The organism is Microbacterium sp. H37-C3 (genome assembly GCF_027157935.1).
Lineage (GTDB): Bacteria > Actinomycetota > Actinomycetes > Actinomycetales > Microbacteriaceae > Microbacterium > Microbacterium plantarum.
Genome location: NZ_JAPVLR010000001.1, coordinates 546,483 through 561,950, shown reverse-complemented (window position 1 = coordinate 561,950; position 15,468 = coordinate 546,483). Strand labels below are relative to the sequence as shown.

Annotated in this window: 16 protein-coding genes; 14 read left to right on the top strand and 2 right to left on the bottom strand. The window is 69.5% G+C overall.

The window, feature by feature from the left end:
* The first annotated feature begins 1 nt into the window (after nt 1).
* From ilvN to serA, 6 genes are all read left to right on the top strand, one after another.
* Entirely contained in the window at nt 2-511 is a 510-nt protein-coding gene (ilvN, locus tag O1W71_RS02815) for an acetolactate synthase small subunit (RefSeq protein ID WP_071918201.1), read from the top strand.
* Between the two features lie 36 nt (nt 512-547).
* A complete protein-coding gene (ilvC, locus tag O1W71_RS02810) occupies nt 548-1,573 on the top strand; it encodes a ketol-acid reductoisomerase (RefSeq protein ID WP_269266454.1) in 1,026 nt (341 codons plus the stop codon).
* 140 nt (nt 1,574-1,713) lie between these two features.
* Nucleotides 1,714-2,436, top strand: a complete 723-nt coding sequence (locus tag O1W71_RS02805) for a hypothetical protein (RefSeq protein ID WP_269266453.1) — start codon at nt 1,714-1,716, stop codon at nt 2,434-2,436.
* Between the two features lie 57 nt (nt 2,437-2,493).
* Complete coding sequence (locus O1W71_RS02800; protein WP_269266452.1) at nt 2,494-2,961, top strand: hypothetical protein; 468 nt, start codon at nt 2,494-2,496, stop codon at nt 2,959-2,961.
* Nucleotides 2,961-3,290 carry a hypothetical protein gene (locus tag O1W71_RS02795; protein WP_269266451.1) on the top strand — a complete coding sequence of 110 codons (330 nt, stop codon included), beginning with the start codon at nt 2,961-2,963 and terminating at the stop codon, nt 3,288-3,290. The genes O1W71_RS02800 and O1W71_RS02795 overlap by 1 nt, the downstream gene beginning before the upstream one ends.
* A gap of 130 nt (nt 3,291-3,420) precedes the next feature.
* Nucleotides 3,421-5,025, top strand: a complete 1,605-nt coding sequence (gene serA / locus O1W71_RS02790; protein ID WP_269266450.1) for a phosphoglycerate dehydrogenase — start codon at nt 3,421-3,423, stop codon at nt 5,023-5,025.
* Nucleotides 5,026-5,068: 43 nt separating this feature from the next.
* Here serA and O1W71_RS02785 read toward each other — a convergent pair whose 3' ends face one another.
* Nucleotides 5,069-5,614 (bottom strand): TetR/AcrR family transcriptional regulator, encoded by a 546-nt coding sequence (locus tag O1W71_RS02785; RefSeq protein ID WP_181574124.1) that lies wholly within the window; start codon nt 5,612-5,614, stop codon nt 5,069-5,071.
* A 63-nt stretch (nt 5,615-5,677) separates the two neighbouring features.
* On the opposite strand from O1W71_RS02785, the gene O1W71_RS02780 reads away from it, so the two are divergent.
* The 6 genes from O1W71_RS02780 to O1W71_RS02755 all read left to right on the top strand — a co-directional run bounded on the left by O1W71_RS02780 (nt 5,678) and on the right by O1W71_RS02755 (nt 11,750).
* Nucleotides 5,678-7,225, top strand: coding sequence for an MFS transporter (locus tag O1W71_RS02780; RefSeq protein WP_269266449.1), 1,548 nt, complete (start codon nt 5,678-5,680; stop codon nt 7,223-7,225).
* Between the two features lie 38 nt (nt 7,226-7,263).
* Entirely contained in the window at nt 7,264-8,316 is a 1,053-nt protein-coding gene (locus O1W71_RS02775; protein WP_269266448.1) for a 3-isopropylmalate dehydrogenase, read from the top strand.
* A 41-nt stretch (nt 8,317-8,357) separates the two neighbouring features.
* Entirely contained in the window at nt 8,358-9,464 is a 1,107-nt protein-coding gene (locus O1W71_RS02770) for a branched-chain amino acid aminotransferase (protein ID WP_112614406.1), read from the top strand.
* Nucleotide 9,465: 1 nt separating this feature from the next.
* Nucleotides 9,466-10,230 (top strand): fumarylacetoacetate hydrolase family protein, encoded by a 765-nt coding sequence (locus tag O1W71_RS02765; protein ID WP_112614408.1) that lies wholly within the window; start codon nt 9,466-9,468, stop codon nt 10,228-10,230.
* Nucleotides 10,223-11,512, top strand: a complete 1,290-nt coding sequence (locus tag O1W71_RS02760; RefSeq protein ID WP_269266447.1) for an MFS transporter — start codon at nt 10,223-10,225, stop codon at nt 11,510-11,512. Before O1W71_RS02765 ends, O1W71_RS02760 begins: the two co-directional genes overlap by 8 nt.
* Nucleotides 11,513-11,573: 61 nt before the next feature.
* On the top strand, nt 11,574-11,750 hold the full coding sequence (locus tag O1W71_RS02755) for a hypothetical protein (RefSeq protein WP_269266446.1): 177 nt from the start codon (nt 11,574-11,576) through the stop codon (nt 11,748-11,750).
* A gap of 26 nt (nt 11,751-11,776) precedes the next feature.
* Here the strand turns inward: O1W71_RS02755 and O1W71_RS02750 are convergent, their stop codons facing one another.
* Complete coding sequence (locus O1W71_RS02750; RefSeq protein ID WP_269266445.1) at nt 11,777-12,826, bottom strand: aminotransferase class V-fold PLP-dependent enzyme; 1,050 nt, start codon at nt 12,824-12,826, stop codon at nt 11,777-11,779.
* An 80-nt stretch (nt 12,827-12,906) separates the two neighbouring features.
* Between O1W71_RS02750 and O1W71_RS02745 the strand changes: the two genes are divergently transcribed.
* Together O1W71_RS02745 and gltX are read left to right on the top strand one after the other, a co-directional pair.
* Entirely contained in the window at nt 12,907-13,863 is a 957-nt protein-coding gene (locus O1W71_RS02745) for a LysR family transcriptional regulator (protein WP_269266444.1), read from the top strand.
* 10 nt (nt 13,864-13,873) lie between these two features.
* Nucleotides 13,874-15,388 (top strand): glutamate--tRNA ligase, encoded by a 1,515-nt coding sequence (gene gltX, locus O1W71_RS02740; RefSeq protein ID WP_269266443.1) that lies wholly within the window; start codon nt 13,874-13,876, stop codon nt 15,386-15,388.
* Nucleotides 15,389-15,468 lie beyond the last annotated feature (80 nt).

The window sequence follows — 15,468 nt, the reverse complement described above, 5'->3', positions numbered from 1 at the left end:
GATGTCGCGCCACGTGCTGAGCCTCCTGGTGGAGGACAAGCCGGGTCTGCTGACCCGTGTCGCCGGGCTGTTCGCCCGACGCGGCTTCAACATCGAGTCGCTCGCCGTCGGCGTCACCGAGGTGCCGGGGCTCTCGCGCATCACGGTCGTCGTCGATGTCGAGGAGTTGCCGCTCGAGCAGGTGACCAAGCAGCTGAACAAGCTCGTGAACGTCATCAAGATCGTCGAGCTCGACTTCTCGTCGTCGGTGCAGCGCGAGCACATCCTCATCAAGGTGCGGGCCGACAACCAGACCCGCTCGAACGTGATCGAGGTCGCGAACCTGTTCCGCGCCGCGATCGTCGACTACGCCCCCGACGCGCTGGTGGTCGAGGTGACCGGAGACCGCGGCAAGATCGACGCGATCCTCCGCGCCTTCGAGCCCTTCGGCATCAAGGAGCTGGCCCAGTCCGGCCTGCTCGCCATCGGGCGCGGCGGCAAGAGCATCACCGAGCGCGTTCTGCGCGGCTGACCTTCCGAACCACGAATCAAGGAGAAACACACGAACATGGCCGAGATCTTCTACGACGCCCACGCCGACCTGTCCATCATCCAGGGCAAGAAGGTCGCGATCGTCGGCTACGGCTCGCAGGGACACGCCCACGCCCAGAACCTCCGCGACTCCGGTGTCGAGGTCGTCATCGCGCTCAAGGACGGCTCGAAGTCGGCCGCGAAGGCGCAGGACGAGGGCTTCGAGGTCAAGAACGTCGCGGATGCCGCAGAGTGGGCCGACCTCATCATGATCCTGGCTCCCGATCAGCACCAGCGCTCGATCTACGCCGACTCCATCAAGGACAAGCTCACGGCGGGTAAGACCCTCGCGTTCGCGCACGGCTTCAACATCCGCTTCGGCTACATCGACGCTCCCGAGGGCGTCGACGTCATCCTCGTCGCCCCGAAGGCCCCAGGCCACACGGTGCGCCGCGAGTTCGTCGCGGGTCGCGGCATCCCCGACATCATCGCCGTCGAGCGCGACGCGTCCGGCTCGGCCTGGGACACCGCGCTTTCGTACGCGAAGGCCATCGGCGGCACCCGCGCGGGCGTCATCAAGACCACCTTCACGGAGGAGACCGAGACCGATCTCTTCGGCGAGCAGGCCGTGCTCTGCGGTGGCATGAGCCACCTCGTCCAGTACGGCTTCGAGACGCTGATCGAGGCCGGCTACCAGCCCCAGATCGCGTACTTCGAGGTGCTGCACGAGCTCAAGCTGATCGTCGACCTCATGTGGGAGGGCGGCATCGCCAAGCAGCGCTGGTCGATCTCCGACACCGCCGAGTACGGCGACTACGTCTCCGGACCGCGCGTGATCTCGCCGGAGGTCAAGGAGAACATGAAGGCCGTGCTCGCCGACATCCAGTCGGGCGCGTTCGCGCAGCGCTTCATCGCCGACCAGGACAACGGCGCCACCGAGTTCCTCGGCCTCCGCGAGAAGGAGCAGGGCCACCCGATCGAGGCGACCGGCAAGGAGCTGCGCGGCCTCTTCGCCTGGAAGCAGCAGGACAGCGACTACATCGAGGGCAGCGCCGCGCGCTGACCCTTCACGAGCGGCACCGTCCGCTCCGCGACCCTCGGCGGCACCCCGTCGAGCCCGGCCTCGTGCCACGGAAGCCCGGTCCCCATCAGGGGCCGGGCTTTCGGCGTGCCCCCACAGTCGTGACCTTTTACGATGGATGCATGCCCGTCCGTAAGAAGCAGTTCGCTCGCGCGCGCCTGGGGGCGGTGTGCGTCGCAGCTTCTGTGATCGCGGGGGCGATCACCGCACCGTCCGCCTGGTCGGTCACCGCCGATGAGATCGAGGTCGTCCCGCGATCGGACGCCCCGGTTGCGCCCGTGATCCCGGATGAGGAATCGGACGAGGGCGTCCCGACGCCCGCGCCGGGTGAGACCGAGACGCCATCGCCGGCGCCGACCAGCGAACCGTCGCCGACGGATGGCGAGCCGACTCCGGCGCCGACCACGAGTCCGGCACCGAGCCCGTCCTCTCCGGCGGACCCCCCGCCGACGGTGCCCGTCGAGCAGCCGCCCGCGCCGACGCCGCCGCGCATCGAGACCGACGCCCAGGTCGAGCTGCGCGCTTCTACTGCTATCCGACTCGGCGCCTTGCTGCGGCTCGCGCCTCGTGGCACCGACATGGCAACGCCCACCCCCGAACCGAGCGACGCGGTCCACATCGACGGCGGTCCTGACGTGGGCGGGTCGGCGCAGCTCGGCGCTTCCGTCCCCGCTGAACACCCGACGGGGCGGACCGACGCGGTCCGAGTCGGATCGTTGCACGACGGGTCGGGCGAGGAACTCACGCGACCCGTCGTCTGGGCGCCGTGGGCCGGAGCGCTCGCTCTGGCCGGCGCCGGTGTCGCGATTCTGGTGCTGCGCGGCGGTCGTCAGATGGGTCGCTGATCGGCGCGGCACGGCGCCGCGCCCGTGCCGGCCGTGGTCGCGCGGTACTCTGAGCAGGTGACGAGCCGCGATGACGACGCCCTGAGCTGGGCGGGGGACGACGATCCGACACTCGTGTCCGCGGCCACGGGTGAGCCCACGCCGGCGGCGTCCGGCCCTAGGGAGAACGATTCCAGGGAGACGGCGTCCGACCTGCCTGCCGAGTCGGCGGAGCACCCCTCGTCCGAGGGCCTGAGCAGCGCTGCTCTCATCTCGCTCGGTGTCCTCGGCGGAATCTATCTGCTGTACTCGATCGGCTGGTTCGTCGGCGGCGTGCGCGTCCACAACCTGAGCGGACTGCTCGGGATCGAGACGGCCGTCACCATCCCGGTGCTCGTGCTCGCCGTCGCCGCGCCGGCGATCTGGTTCACGGCCGCCTACGTCCTCACCCGGAGTTCGCGCGCGTGGGTTCGATTCGCCTGGCTCGTCGCGGGAGCGCTGCTTCTCGTTCCGTGGCCCTTCGCGACGCTCGGGACGGTGAGCTGATGGTGTCGAACGAAGCGCAGCCGTCACGGAAGGCGCCCCCGGTCTGGCGGGTGGCGACTGTCGCGGGCGCGTTCGGTCTGTTCTACGCGTATGCGGTCTGGGCGGCGGTCCCGCTCCTCTTCGCGCCCTCTCCGGCACGCACCGCTGTCGGGTGGGTGGCCGTCGTCGCCGCGGTCGTGATGCCGATCGTGATCTTCGCCGGGGGCTTCGCGCTCGGTTGGCGCCGGCCGTCCGGGGCGTTCGCGCTCATTCTGCTGGGCGGCCTCGGGCTTGCATCCGTGTTCTTCCTCAACGTCATCTCGTTCGCGCTCACCTCCGGTGCGGTCTGACGCGGCGGAACGTCACACGGTCATGGGTGTCGCCGACGCCGCGCTAGGCTGAGACGACCCGCCGCACCGCCGTCGGCTGTCGTGGCGACCACCCGTTCCGCGCTTCTGCGCATGCTCCAGAGGATCGTCCGTGCCCCAGCCCGTCGTGCTCATCGCCGAAGAACTCTCGCCCGCCACGATCGATGCCCTCGGTCCTGATTTCGAGATCCGATCCGTCGACGGCGCCGACCGTGCCGCGCTGCTGCCGGCTCTCGCCGACGCGCATGCTGTGCTGATCCGATCGGCGACCAAGATGGATGCCGAGGCGATCGCTGCCGCGCCCTCGCTGAAGGTCATCGCTCGCGCGGGCGTCGGACTCGACAACGTCGACATCAAGGCCGCAACTGCTGCCGGTGTGATGGTGGTCAACGCTCCGACATCCAACATCATCTCCGCGGCCGAGCTCACCGTCGGCCACATCCTCAGCCTTGCGCGCCACATTCCCGCGGCTCACGCGTCGCTCGCGACCGGTGCGTGGAAGCGCTCGTCCTTCACCGGAACCGAGCTGTTCGAGAAGACCGTGGGCATCATCGGCCTCGGCCGTATCGGTGCGCTGATCGCTGCGCGACTGCAGGCATTCGGCGTCAACGTCGTGGCATACGACCCCTACGTCACTCCCACCCGTGCACAGCAGCTCGGCGTGACGCTGTTGAGCCTCGACGACCTGCTCGCGCAGAGCGATTTCGTCACGATCCACATGCCCAAGACGCCTGAGACGACCGGCATGATCGGCGCCGAGCAGTTCGCGCGCATGAAGAAGTCCGCCTACGTCGTCAACGTCGCTCGCGGCGGCCTGATCGACGAGGAGGCCCTCTACGCCGCTCTCACGACCGGCGAGATCGCCGGGGCGGGGCTCGACGTGTTCACGAGCGAGCCGCCGAAGGAGGACGGCACGGCGTACCCGCTGCTCTCTCTGCCGAACGTCGTCGTCACGCCGCACCTCGGCGCGTCGACCGATGAGGCTCAGGAGAAGGCGGGCGTCTCGGTCGCGAAGTCGGTCAAGCTCGCTCTCGAGGGCGACCTCGTGCCCGATGCCGTCAACGTCGCCGGGGGTGTCATCGACCCCTTCGTCCGCCCCGGCATCGCGCTCGTCGAGCAGCTCGGCCAGATCTTCACGGGTCTTGCGCCCAGCGCACTGACGAGCCTCGACATCGAGGTCCGCGGCGAGCTGGCCGCCTACGACGTGAGCGTGTACCGTCTCGCCGCGCTGAAGGGCATCTTCACCAATATCGTCAGCGAGAACGTCTCGTACGTGAACGCACCGCTCTTCGCCGAGCAGCGCGGCATCGAGACTCGTCTCATCGTCGAGGCCGACAGCCCGCTCTACCGCAACATCACCATTCTCCGGGGCACCCTCTCCGACGGGTCGGTCCTGACGGTCGAGGGCACTCTCGCCGGAACGCGGATGGTTCCGAAGGTGGTCGGTATCAACGGGTACGAGGTCGAGGTGCCGATCGAGCGTCACCACGTTGTGATGCGCTACGCCGACCGGCCCGGCATCGTCGCGATCTACGGGCAGAAGCTGGGGGAGGCGGGCATCAACATCGCCGGTCTGCAGGTCGCGCGCCCGGACGCCTCGGGCCGCGCGCTCTCGGTGCTCACGGTCGATTCGCCGGTGCCCGACCACCTTCTCGACGAGATGCGCGAGGCCGTGGCTGCAGACCTGTTCCGCCAGATCGAGCTGACCGAGGTCTGAGTGCTCGATTCGATGCCCGGGGCGGATTCGTCCCGGGCATCGGTCATGGTCGGGCGACGCTGAGCACCAACCGGATGAGTGCGTCGAAGTCTTCGCCCTGGGGGAGGGGACCCACGACAGCGCCCGCCCCCAGCGCGTTGTTGAAGTAGAGGCCGTCGCCGACCAGAAGCACGAGCTGCAGCGCCGTCTCGTCGCGCGTGTGCTCGCGGAGCGCCTCTTCCCACAGGGTGCGGACGTCGCGCAGCGCGGCGCTCGCAGCGGGGTGACCGCTCTGAGCCAGACGGGAACCGGCCAAGAGCGCGCGATCGAGCGCGCTGTCCTCCATCACCGAAGTGCGGAGATAGGCCGCGACGATCCCCTCGGGATGCTGCGCCATGTCGTCGACGTCGAGACGCGCGAGCTCCATCATCCGCTCCAGGAGGGCCGTCTCGAGCGCCTCCTTCGAGGCGTAGTGGTACAGCAGTCCTCCCTTCGAGACCCCGGCTGCGGCGGCGACGGCGTCCATCGTGGCGCCCCGGGCTCCGTCGGAGATCAGCAGATTCTCGTACGCGTCGAGCACGCTCTCGCGTGCGCGTGGGGGACGACTCATGTCCTCAATCCTCTCGCGTCTCGGCGTTCGGTCCTGTTACTATACCGGCTGGACGGTGAACTAATGACGTTGACAGAAGAGATCGCAATCGCAGACGGCCAGGGCCGACGGGTCGGCTGGCGGGGGTGGGCCGCGCTCGGCGTGCTGATGCTGCCGGTGCTGCTCGTATCGGTGGATAACACGGTGCTGAGCTTCGCGCTGCCCGAGATCGCACGAGCCCTGAGCCCCACCAGCGCGCAACAGCTCTGGATCATCGACGTGTATCCGCTCATCCTCGCGGGACTCCTCGTGACGATGGGGTCGCTCGGCGATCGCTTCGGTCGGCGCCGGATGCTGCTGGTCGGCGCGACCGGGTTTGCAACGGTCTCCGCCCTGGCGGCCTTCGCGCCCAACGCCGAGATGCTGATCGCGGCGAGGGCGGCGATGGGCGTGTTCGGCGCCATGCTGATGCCGTCGACGCTGTCGCTGCTGCGGAGCATCTTCACCGACCGGGACCAGCGCCGGCTCGCCATCGCGGTCTGGGCCTCGATGTTCTCGGCGGGCGCCGCGCTCGGTCCGATCGTCGGCGGCGTGCTGCTCGAGCACTTCAGCTGGGGGTCGGTGTTCCTCATGGCGGTACCGGTACTCGTGCCGCTGCTCGTGCTCGCGCCCTTCCTCGTTCCCGAGAGCCGCGATCCGCGGCCGGGGCGCATCGATCCGATCAGCATCGCCCTGTCGATGCTGACGATGGTGCCGATCGTCTACGCCATCAAGGACTTCGCGGTGAAGGGGTGGGGCATCACCCCGCCGGTGCTGTTCGCGCTCGGACTGGTGTTCGGCTGGCTGTTCGTGCGGCGCCAGCTTCGCGTGAACGAGCCGATGCTCGACATGCGGCTGTTCTCCCGCGGCACCTTCAGCGGTGCGCTGCTGGTCAACCTCCTGAGCGTCGTGGCCCTCGTCGGGTTCCTGTACTTCGTGACGCAGCATCTGCAGCTGATCGTCGGTCTCTCGCCGCTGCAAGCCGGGCTGGCCCTGGTTCCGGGGCTCGCCATGATGATCGTCGCCGGGTTGGGAGTCGTGCCCATCTCGCGCCGGGTCTCACCGCGGATCGTCGTGCCCGCGGCTCTCGCGCTGTCGGCCGCCGGGTACGTCATGATCGCGCTCCTGACCGACGCCGAGAGCATGATCGAGCTCGTGCTCGCGTTCGCCCTGCTGGGTATGGGCATCGGCGCGGCGGAGACGGTGTCGAACGAACTCGTGCTCGCGAGCGCCCCGCCGGCGAAGGCAGGAGCGGCCAGTGCAGTGTCCGAGACTGCGTACGAGGTGGGCGCCGTGCTGGGAACAGCGGTGCTCGGCGGCATCCTCACCGCGATGTATCGCGTCGGTATGACGGTCCCCGAAGGGGTACCAGCCGAGGCCGCTGATGCAGCGCGCGAGACTCTCGCGGGAGCCGTCAACGTCGCGCAGGGTCTGCCCGAGCCGATCGGACGTCAGCTGATGGATGCGGCCGCGCACGCGTTCGACTCCGGCGTCGGCGTGACCGCGGCCATCGGCGCTGTGCTCGTCGTCTGCGCGGGCATCATCGCGGCCACTACGCTGAAGGGATCCCACTCGCGGCCCGCCGAGCACTGAGCGCTCGGCGCGCCGCTTCGCCGAGAACGAGGAGAGCGATGTCGCGCGTCGTGAAGCTGGCCGTGATTCCGGGCGACGGAATCGGTCCCGAGGTCGTCGCCGAGGCCGAGAAGGTGCTCGACGCGGCCGTGGCGGGGACGGATGTGGTCATCGACAGGACGCGGTTCGCGCTCGGTGCGGCGCGCTACCTCGAGACCGGTGACACTCTCACGGACGACGACCTCGCGGCCATCGCGGGGCACGACGCGATCCTCCTCGGCGCGGTCGGGGGAGTGCCCGGCGACCCGCGGCTGCGCGACGCGAACATCGAGCGGGGACTCCTGCTCAAGCTTCGCTTCGAGCTCGACCACTACGTCAACCTCCGGCCGTCGAAGCTGTATCCGAGCGTTCCGGGTCCACTCGCCGACCCCGGGGAGATCGACTTCGTCGTGGTCCGCGAGGGCACCGAGGGGCCGTACGTCGGCAACGGCGGCAGCATCCGCCGCGGCACCCCGCACGAGGTCGCGAACGAGACCTCCGTGAACACCGCTTTCGGTGTCGAGCGTGTCGTGCGCTACGCGTTCGATCTGGCTGAGCGCCGGCGGCAGAAGCTGACGCTGGTGCACAAGACGAACGTCCTCGTGCACGCGGGCGGGATCTGGAAGCGCATCGTGGACGAGGTGGCGGCTGAGCACCCGGACGTCGCCGTAGACTATCTCCACGTCGACGCGGCGACGATCTTCCTGGTCACGAACCCGGGCCGTTTCGATGTGATCGTCACCGACAACCTCTTCGGCGACATCCTGACCGACTTGGCCGGCGCCGTCACCGGAGGCATCGGCCTCGCCGCATCGGGGAACATCAACCCCGACGGCGCGTTCCCCTCGATGTTCGAGCCCGTCCACGGATCGGCGCCCGACATCGCGGGCCAGCAGAAGGCCGATCCCACGGCCGCGATCCTCTCCGTCTCGTTGCTGCTCGATCACCTCGGGCTCACGGAGGCCGCTCGACGCGTGACACGCGCGGTCGAGGCTGACATCGCGGACCGCAGCTCGGGCCCGCGCACCACGACACAGATCGGCGACGCGATCACGGCTCGACTCCAGGCGTAGCCTGGAAGCCGCCCGCCGCCCGACATTCTCTGGGAAGACAGATGACGCTCCTCGAAAACGACCCCGACGCCGGACTCGAAGCCCTCGAGTTCGCCGTCACGCGAAACCTCACCGCAGCCTCGGCTGCCCGTCGCGAGGAGATCCTCGCGAATCCCGGGTTCGGCACGCACTTCACCGACCACATGGTCGACATCTGCTGGTCGGTCCGGGGCGGCTGGCACCGCCCGCGCGTCCAGCCGTACGGTCCGATCACCCTCGATCCGGCTGCGGCGGTGCTGCACTACGGCCAGGAGATCTTCGAGGGCATCAAGGCCTATCGTCACGCCGACGGCTCGGTCCATACCTTCCGACCCGACCAGAACGGTCGGCGGCTCCAGCGCTCCGCGCGCCGCCTCGCGCTGCCCGAGCTGCCGGTCGAATGGTTCATCCAGTCGCTCCGCGAGCTCATCGCCGTCGATGGGGATTGGGTGCCCTCCGGCGCTGATCAGTCGCTCTATCTGCGGCCGTTCATGTTCGCGAAGGAGGCGTTCCTCGGCGTGCGCCCCGCGAACAAGGTCGCGTACTACCTGATCGCGAGCCCGGCGGGTGCTTACTTCACCGGAGGTGTGAAGCCTGTCTCGATCTGGCTCAGCGAGGACTACGCCCGCGCAGGCAAGGGCGGCACGGGCGCCGCCAAGACCGGCGGCAACTACGCGTCGAGCCTGCTCCCGCAGGCCGAGGCGTACGAGAACGAGTGCGACCAGGTCGTCTTCCTCGATCAGGACCGCAACGTGGAGGAGCTCGGCGGCATGAACGTCGTGTTCGTCTACAAGGACGGCACCATCGTCACGCCGCAGTCCGACTCGATCCTCGAAGGGATCACCCGCGACTCGATCCTGCAGCTCGCGCGCGACCGCGGGCATAAGGTCGAGGGACGCGCCGTCTCGCTGGACGAGTGGCGCCAGGGCGTGGCATCCGGTGACATCGTCGAGGTCTTCGCCTGCGGTACCGCTGCCGTCGTGACGCCGATCGGGATTCTCAAGGGCCACGACTTCTTCGACGAGCAGCCGGTCGGCGAGCTCGCCCTGTCACTGCGCGAAGAGCTCACCGACATCCAGTACGGACGACGCGAAGACAAGCACGGCTGGCTCGTGCGATTGGACGGCTGAGATGAAGATCGTACGGTTCTCCCACAACGAGGCCATTCGCTACGGCATCCTCGACGGCACCGACCTGGTGACCCTGGCAGGCGACCCGATGTACGCGGGCTACGACACGACGGGCGAGCGCGTTGCGCTCAGCGACGCCGTGCTGCTGGCTCCCGTCATCCCGCGATCCAAGATCATCGCCGTCGGCCGGAACTACCGCGAGCACGCCGCGGAGTTCGGCAATGAGGTGCCCGCGGAACCCTTGCTGTTCTTCAAGCCGAACACCTCGGTGATCGGTCCCGGCGACGCCATCGTCCGCCCGACCCAGTCGCAGCAGGTGGACTTCGAGGGCGAGCTCGCCGTCGTCATCGGCAAGGTCACCCGCAACGTCTCCGCCGACGACGCGCTCAGCCATGTGTTCGGCTACTCGATCGCGAACGATGTCACGGCACGCGACCTGCAGCGCAGCGACGGCCAGTGGACGCGGGCCAAGGGCTTCGACACGTTCTGCCCGCTCGGGCCGGCCATCGAGACCGAGTTCGACCCGTCACAGGCCGAGCTCGTCGCCCGGGTGAACGGCGACGAGAAGCAGCGTGCACCGCTGACCGATATGGTCCACGGCATCGCCGATCTCATCGCCTATGCGTCCGCCGCGTTCACGCTGCTGCCGGGCGACGTCATCCTGACGGGGACTCCTGCGGGCGTCGGGCCACTCAGCGCGGGCGATGTCGTGGAGGTCGAGATCGACGGTCTCGGCATCCTGCGCAACATCGTCCGGGATGCCTGACGGGGAGAGCATCCCGGTTCCGACCACGGCCGCCGCGGTCGGCGCGCGTGACGCCGTCCGCCGGCGTTCCCTGGTCGTGCTCTCGCTCGGTCAGGTGCTCGGCGGCATCGGTTTCGGCTCGACGATCTCGCTCGGTGCGGTCATCACCGAGCGGCTCACGGGCGACGAAGCGCTCGCGGGTCTTCCGACCGCAGCGGTGACCCTCGGTGCCGCGCTGCTCGCGATGCCGTTGGCTTCCTTCGCGTCGCGATCGGGGCGCCGACCGGCACTGACACTCGGGATGCTGCTGGCGCTCGTCGGCGTGGCCCTCGTCGTCTTCGGCACAGCTTCCGGGCTGTTCCCCGTGCTGTTGATCGCGTTCGCGTTGATCGGCGCCGGCCAGGCCGCGAATCTGCAGTCCCGGTTCGCCGCGACCGATCTCGCGACCGATCGCACGCGCGGGCGCGACCTCTCGATCGTCGTGTGGGCGACCACCATCGGCGCTGTGCTCGGTCCGAACCTGATCGGCGCCGGTGAGGCGCTCGGCGACGTGGTGGGGATGCCTCCCCTGACCGGGCCGTACCTGTTCACGGCGGTCGCACAGCTGCTGGCCATCGCCCTGTACCTCGTTTCTCTGCGGCCCGACCCGCTGTTGCTCGCGCGCACCTCTAGCGCCGAGGCACCCCAGGCGTCGGCGACGCGCCGGGCGCAGGCCGACCGACCCGGTGCCGCCCGTTACGCGGTGCTCGCGATCGCCGGATCGCACGGGGTCATGGTGTCGGTCATGGCGATGACGCCTCTGCATCTCGTCCACCACGGTGCGGAACTCTCGGTCGTCGGGCTCACCATCAGCCTGCACATCGCCGGCATGTACGCGCTGTCACCCGTCTTCGGCATCCTCGCCGACCGTCTCGGGCGCGTCGCGACGATCCTTCTCGGTCAGGCTCTGCTCGCCGCATCTCTCGTCGTCGCCGCGGTGGGCGCCGACTCGGCCCTCGCTGTCACTGCCTCGCTGATCCTGCTCGGGCTCGGCTGGAGCGGAGCCACCGTGGCGGGATCGGCGCTGCTCACCGAGGCGTCGTCGCCGGAGCGCCGCACCGCGCGTCAGGGACGCAGCGACGCCATCATGAACGTCGTCGGGGCCGCGGGCGCCGCCGCGGCCGGGGGAGTGCTGGGGCTCATTGGCTACGCGGGCCTGGCGGTGTGCGCTCTCGCTGTCGTCGCTGTCGTCGTGATCGGCGGCGTTCGTGCGGCCCGATCGACGCGCTCAGCTGACGGTGCGACCGGCTCGGTCGAGGCCTAGCCGCCGGGGCGCTCAGCGGCAAGCATTTTGCTCCGGGGCGGAAGGCTGGCACCGTGGAGTCATGAGCCACCGCGCACAGTTGATCATCGCCCTCGTCTCGAGCGCGATCCTCTTCCTCTCCATCGCGCTGATGTTCGCGCTGGTGATCATCAGCTTCTTCACCGATGGCATCGACTTCGCGGGTGATTCCCACATCGCCGATGCGCTCGCGTCGACCGGGTGGGCACTGACGGCGTGACGCCGCCCACTGCCGTGCTCCGCTGATCAGCCGAGGAGGGCGGTCGCGGCCAGCTCGACGTCGGCCTCGTCGTTGAAGACGTGGAACGCGATGCGCGCATTGCCGCGACGACCGGATGCCGCCACCCCGGCGGACGTCAGCCGTGCGAGATCCGCACCGGCGGGGTCGGGCCACGCGACGATGGGGCTCGCGCGCAGCGGCTCGGGCAGTCCGAGCCGCGTGCGGAAGTCCGAAGCGAGACCGGTCACCCGCGCGTGCAGGGCCGCAGGGTCGGCATCCGCGAACATCGCCAGGGCCGGTTCCGCCCCCACCATCGCCTGCCAGGCGGGTGACACGTCAAAGCGTCGGGCGGAGCGGGCGAGGGTCGCGTCGGTCCCGTAGCACGCAGCCCAGGGGTTCTCGCCGGCGTACCACCCGGCATGCAGAGGTGTGAGCGTCGCTGCGAAGTCGTCGGCGAGCACGAGGAACGCCACGCCGCGAGGCGCGCACAGCCACTTGTACGTGTGGCAGACGAGGGCGTCGAACTGCCCGGCGTCGAGGGGGAGCCAGCCCGCGGCCTGTGTCGCGTCGCAGAGCGTGCGGGCTCGGGCCCGCTGCGCGGCCTCGGCGATCGCGGCCGCGTCGGCGACCTCTCCCGTGGCCGACTGCACGATCGAGAATGCGACCAGGTCGACACCCGGAGTGATCGCGTCGGCGAGGTCGGCGAGCGGGACGGCGCGGACTCGGATGCCGCGCCCGGCGTGCGCGAACGGGAGAACGAGCGAGGAGAACTCGCCCTCGGGGCACAGCACGGTCGCGCCATCGGGGAGGGAAGCCGCGATCATGCCGACCAGGACCGACGTCTGCGACCCGATGGCCACGTGCCCGGGGTCGGTCGACACCAATCGGGCGAAGTGGGCGCGGCAGCGCTCGGCCACGTCCGCGTAATGAACGAGATCGGGCCGGGCATCGAGGTCGGCGACGACCGCCGCCCGCGTCGCGACCGTCGGCAGGCCCGTGCTGCAGGCGGCGAGATAGCCCCGAGCCCCCGGGAACGCGGCGTGAAGCTCCTCCGGTGTGAGAGTCGTCGTCTGCATGCATCCAGGCTGCGCGATCGTGATCTATTGGTCTACGGCAGGATTTGCATACAAAGCATCACGCCTAGTTATCTATCCGGATGGATACCCCGGACTATCGTCTCGACGTCACCGAGTTGCGCGTCGTGCGGGCCGTCGCCGACGGTGGCTCCATCACAGCGGCGGCGACGGCCTTGGGCTACAGTCAGCCGGCCGTGAGCCAGCAGATCAAGCGGCTGGAACAGCGCCTCGGCGTGCCGGTCGTCGAGCGGGTCGGGCGACGGATGCGGCTCACCGAAGCAGGCCGCGTGATCGCCCGGCACGCGGCGGCGGTCGCGACGGTCATCGAGGCGGCCTCCGGTGAACTGGCCGAGCTCGCCGGATTGCGGTCGGGGACCGTGCGCATGGTCGGCTTCCCCTCCGCTTCGCCGACGGTGCTGCCGCGGCTGATGGACCGGCTCGCCCTGGCGGAGCCGGGGCTGACCCTGACATACGTCGAGGCGGAGCCGCCCGAGGCGATCGCCGATGTGCGCGCAGACCGGGCCGACATCGCTCTGACGTTCGGTTACCCGGGTGATCGGAGCGACCCGCACGGTGAGAACGTCCGAGGACTCGACACAGAGGTCATCGGGTACGACGACCTGCTGGCGGTGCTGCCGGCCGACCACCCGGCCGCCCGCGGGTCGGGGGCCATCGAGATCGCGCCACTTGCGCACGAGGCCTGGATCGCCGGATGCCCCCGCTGCCGTGGTCATCTGCTCGAGGTGTGCGGCCGAGCCGGGTTCGAGCCCGCGATCCGCTTCGAGACCGACAATTTCGTCGCGGTCGAGCAGCTCGTGGCCCAGGGAATCGGTGTCGCCACTCTTCCCGGGCTCGCGGTCGCGTCATTCCCTCTCCTCCCCGGTGTGGTGACGCGACCGCTTCCCGCGAGCGAACGCCGCGCCATCCACGCGGTCTCCGCGGGCGGAGCGGGCCGGGTTCCCGCGGTGGCATCGGTCCTGGGGCACCTGCGGGCCGTCGTCGCGGAGCTCACCGGCGGCGACGCTCACGAGAACTAAGCTGGAGAGGATGTCCACCGCACCGCACCCCGCCACCACGACCGCCGCCGGAACCGATGTCCGCGTGCGGTTCTGCCCGTCGCCGACCGGTCTGCCGCACGTCGGCCTCATCCGCACGGCCCTGTTCAACTGGGCCTACGCGCGCCACAACGGCGGCAAGATGGTCTTCCGCATCGAAGACACCGACGCCGCGCGCGACAGCGAGGAGAGCTACCAGCAGCTGCTCGAAGCGCTGCGGTGGCTCGAGATCGACTGGGATGAGGGCGTCGAGAAGGGCGGCCCGCACGCGCCGTACCGCCAGTCGCAGCGCCACGAGATCTACCGCGAGGTGCTCGACAAGCTCATCGCCGCCGGGGTGGTCTACGAGTCGTACTCGACCGCCGAGGAGATCGACGCCCGCAACGAGGCGAACGGCCGCGCGAAGCAGCTCGGCTACGACAACTTCGACCGTGACCTCACCGACGAGCAGAAGGCCGCCTTCCGTGCCGAGGGTCGTGAGCCCGCGTGGCGCCTGCGCGTGCCCGACCATGACCTCACCTTCGTCGATCTCATCCGCGGCGAGGTGACCTTCCCCGCCGGGTCGTTCCCCGACTTCGTCATCGTTCGCGCCGGCGGCGTTCCGCTCTACACATTCGTGAACCCCGTCGACGACGCGCTCATGGGCATCACCCACGTTCTGCGCGGCGAGGACCTCATGCCGTCGACGGCGCGTCAGCTCGCGCTGTACGCGGCGCTCATCGAGGCCGGGGTCACCGATTTCGTCCCGCGGTTCGGTCACATGCCCCTCGTCCTCGGTGAGACCGGCAACAAGAAGCTGTCGAAGCGCGACCCGAAGGCCGATCTCTTCCTGCAGCGCGAGAAGGGCTTCATCCACGAGGGGCTCCTGAACTACCTGTCGCTCCTCGGTTGGTCGATCGCGCCCGATCGCGACGTCTTCACGCGCGACGAGCTGATCGCCGCGTTCGACATCGCCGACGTGAACCCGAACCCGGCCCGCTTCGACCAGAAGAAGGCCGAGTCGATCAACGGCGACCACGTGCGGATGCTCGCGCCCGACGACTTCGCCGAGCGCCTCGTGCCCTATCTCTCCGGCGCCGGGTTGATCGAGAACCCTCCCACGGCGGCGCAGCGCGAGATCCTCGAGGCCGCGGCGCCCCTCGTCCAGGAGCGGATGCAGCTGCTCGGCGATGCACCGGGCCTGCTCGGCTTCCTGTTCCGCTCCGAGGTCGCGTACGACGACGATGCCCTCTCGGGCCTTCCGGCGAACGCGGGGGAGGTGCTCGTCGCATCGGTCGGCGCCCTCGAGCTCGTCCCCGAGCGGGGCTTCACCGCAGCCGCGGTGCAGGATGCCCTCGCGCCCGCCCTCATCGAGGGGCTCGGGCTCAAGCCGCGTGTCGCCTACGGGCCGCTGCGTGTCGCCCTCAGTGGACGTCGCGTGTCGCCGCCGCTGTTCGAGTCGATGGAGCTGCTCGGCAAATCCGAGACCATCCGCCGGCTCGACGCGCTCGTCCAGCGCGTCGGCTGACGCGCCCGGGCGGCGCTCGGTTAGGCCCCACCGCATCCGTCGGGTATAGTTGATCCTCGGTGCGACTGAGGTCAAACCGA

Coding starts and splice junctions, on each gene's coding strand:
- O1W71_RS02770 (WP_112614406.1), top strand. CDS start 8,358: ATGACGCTCCTCGAAAACGACCCCGACGCCGGACTCGAAGCCCTCGAG.
- O1W71_RS02805 (WP_269266453.1), top strand. CDS start 1,714: ATGCCCGTCCGTAAGAAGCAGTTCGCTCGCGCGCGCCTGGGGGCGGTG.
- ilvN (WP_071918201.1), top strand. CDS start 2: ATGTCGCGCCACGTGCTGAGCCTCCTGGTGGAGGACAAGCCGGGTCTG.
- O1W71_RS02745 (WP_269266444.1), top strand. CDS start 12,907: ATGGATACCCCGGACTATCGTCTCGACGTCACCGAGTTGCGCGTCGTG.
- ilvC (WP_269266454.1), top strand. CDS start 548: ATGGCCGAGATCTTCTACGACGCCCACGCCGACCTGTCCATCATCCAG.
- O1W71_RS02785 (WP_181574124.1), bottom strand. CDS start 5,614: ATGAGTCGTCCCCCACGCGCACGCGAGAGCGTGCTCGACGCGTACGAG.
- O1W71_RS02755 (WP_269266446.1), top strand. CDS start 11,574: ATGAGCCACCGCGCACAGTTGATCATCGCCCTCGTCTCGAGCGCGATC.
- O1W71_RS02760 (WP_269266447.1), top strand. CDS start 10,223: ATGCCTGACGGGGAGAGCATCCCGGTTCCGACCACGGCCGCCGCGGTC.
- O1W71_RS02780 (WP_269266449.1), top strand. CDS start 5,678: ATGACGTTGACAGAAGAGATCGCAATCGCAGACGGCCAGGGCCGACGG.
- O1W71_RS02775 (WP_269266448.1), top strand. CDS start 7,264: ATGTCGCGCGTCGTGAAGCTGGCCGTGATTCCGGGCGACGGAATCGGT.
- O1W71_RS02750 (WP_269266445.1), bottom strand. CDS start 12,826: ATGCAGACGACGACTCTCACACCGGAGGAGCTTCACGCCGCGTTCCCG.
- O1W71_RS02795 (WP_269266451.1), top strand. CDS start 2,961: ATGGTGTCGAACGAAGCGCAGCCGTCACGGAAGGCGCCCCCGGTCTGG.
- gltX (WP_269266443.1), top strand. CDS start 13,874: ATGTCCACCGCACCGCACCCCGCCACCACGACCGCCGCCGGAACCGAT.
- O1W71_RS02765 (WP_112614408.1), top strand. CDS start 9,466: ATGAAGATCGTACGGTTCTCCCACAACGAGGCCATTCGCTACGGCATC.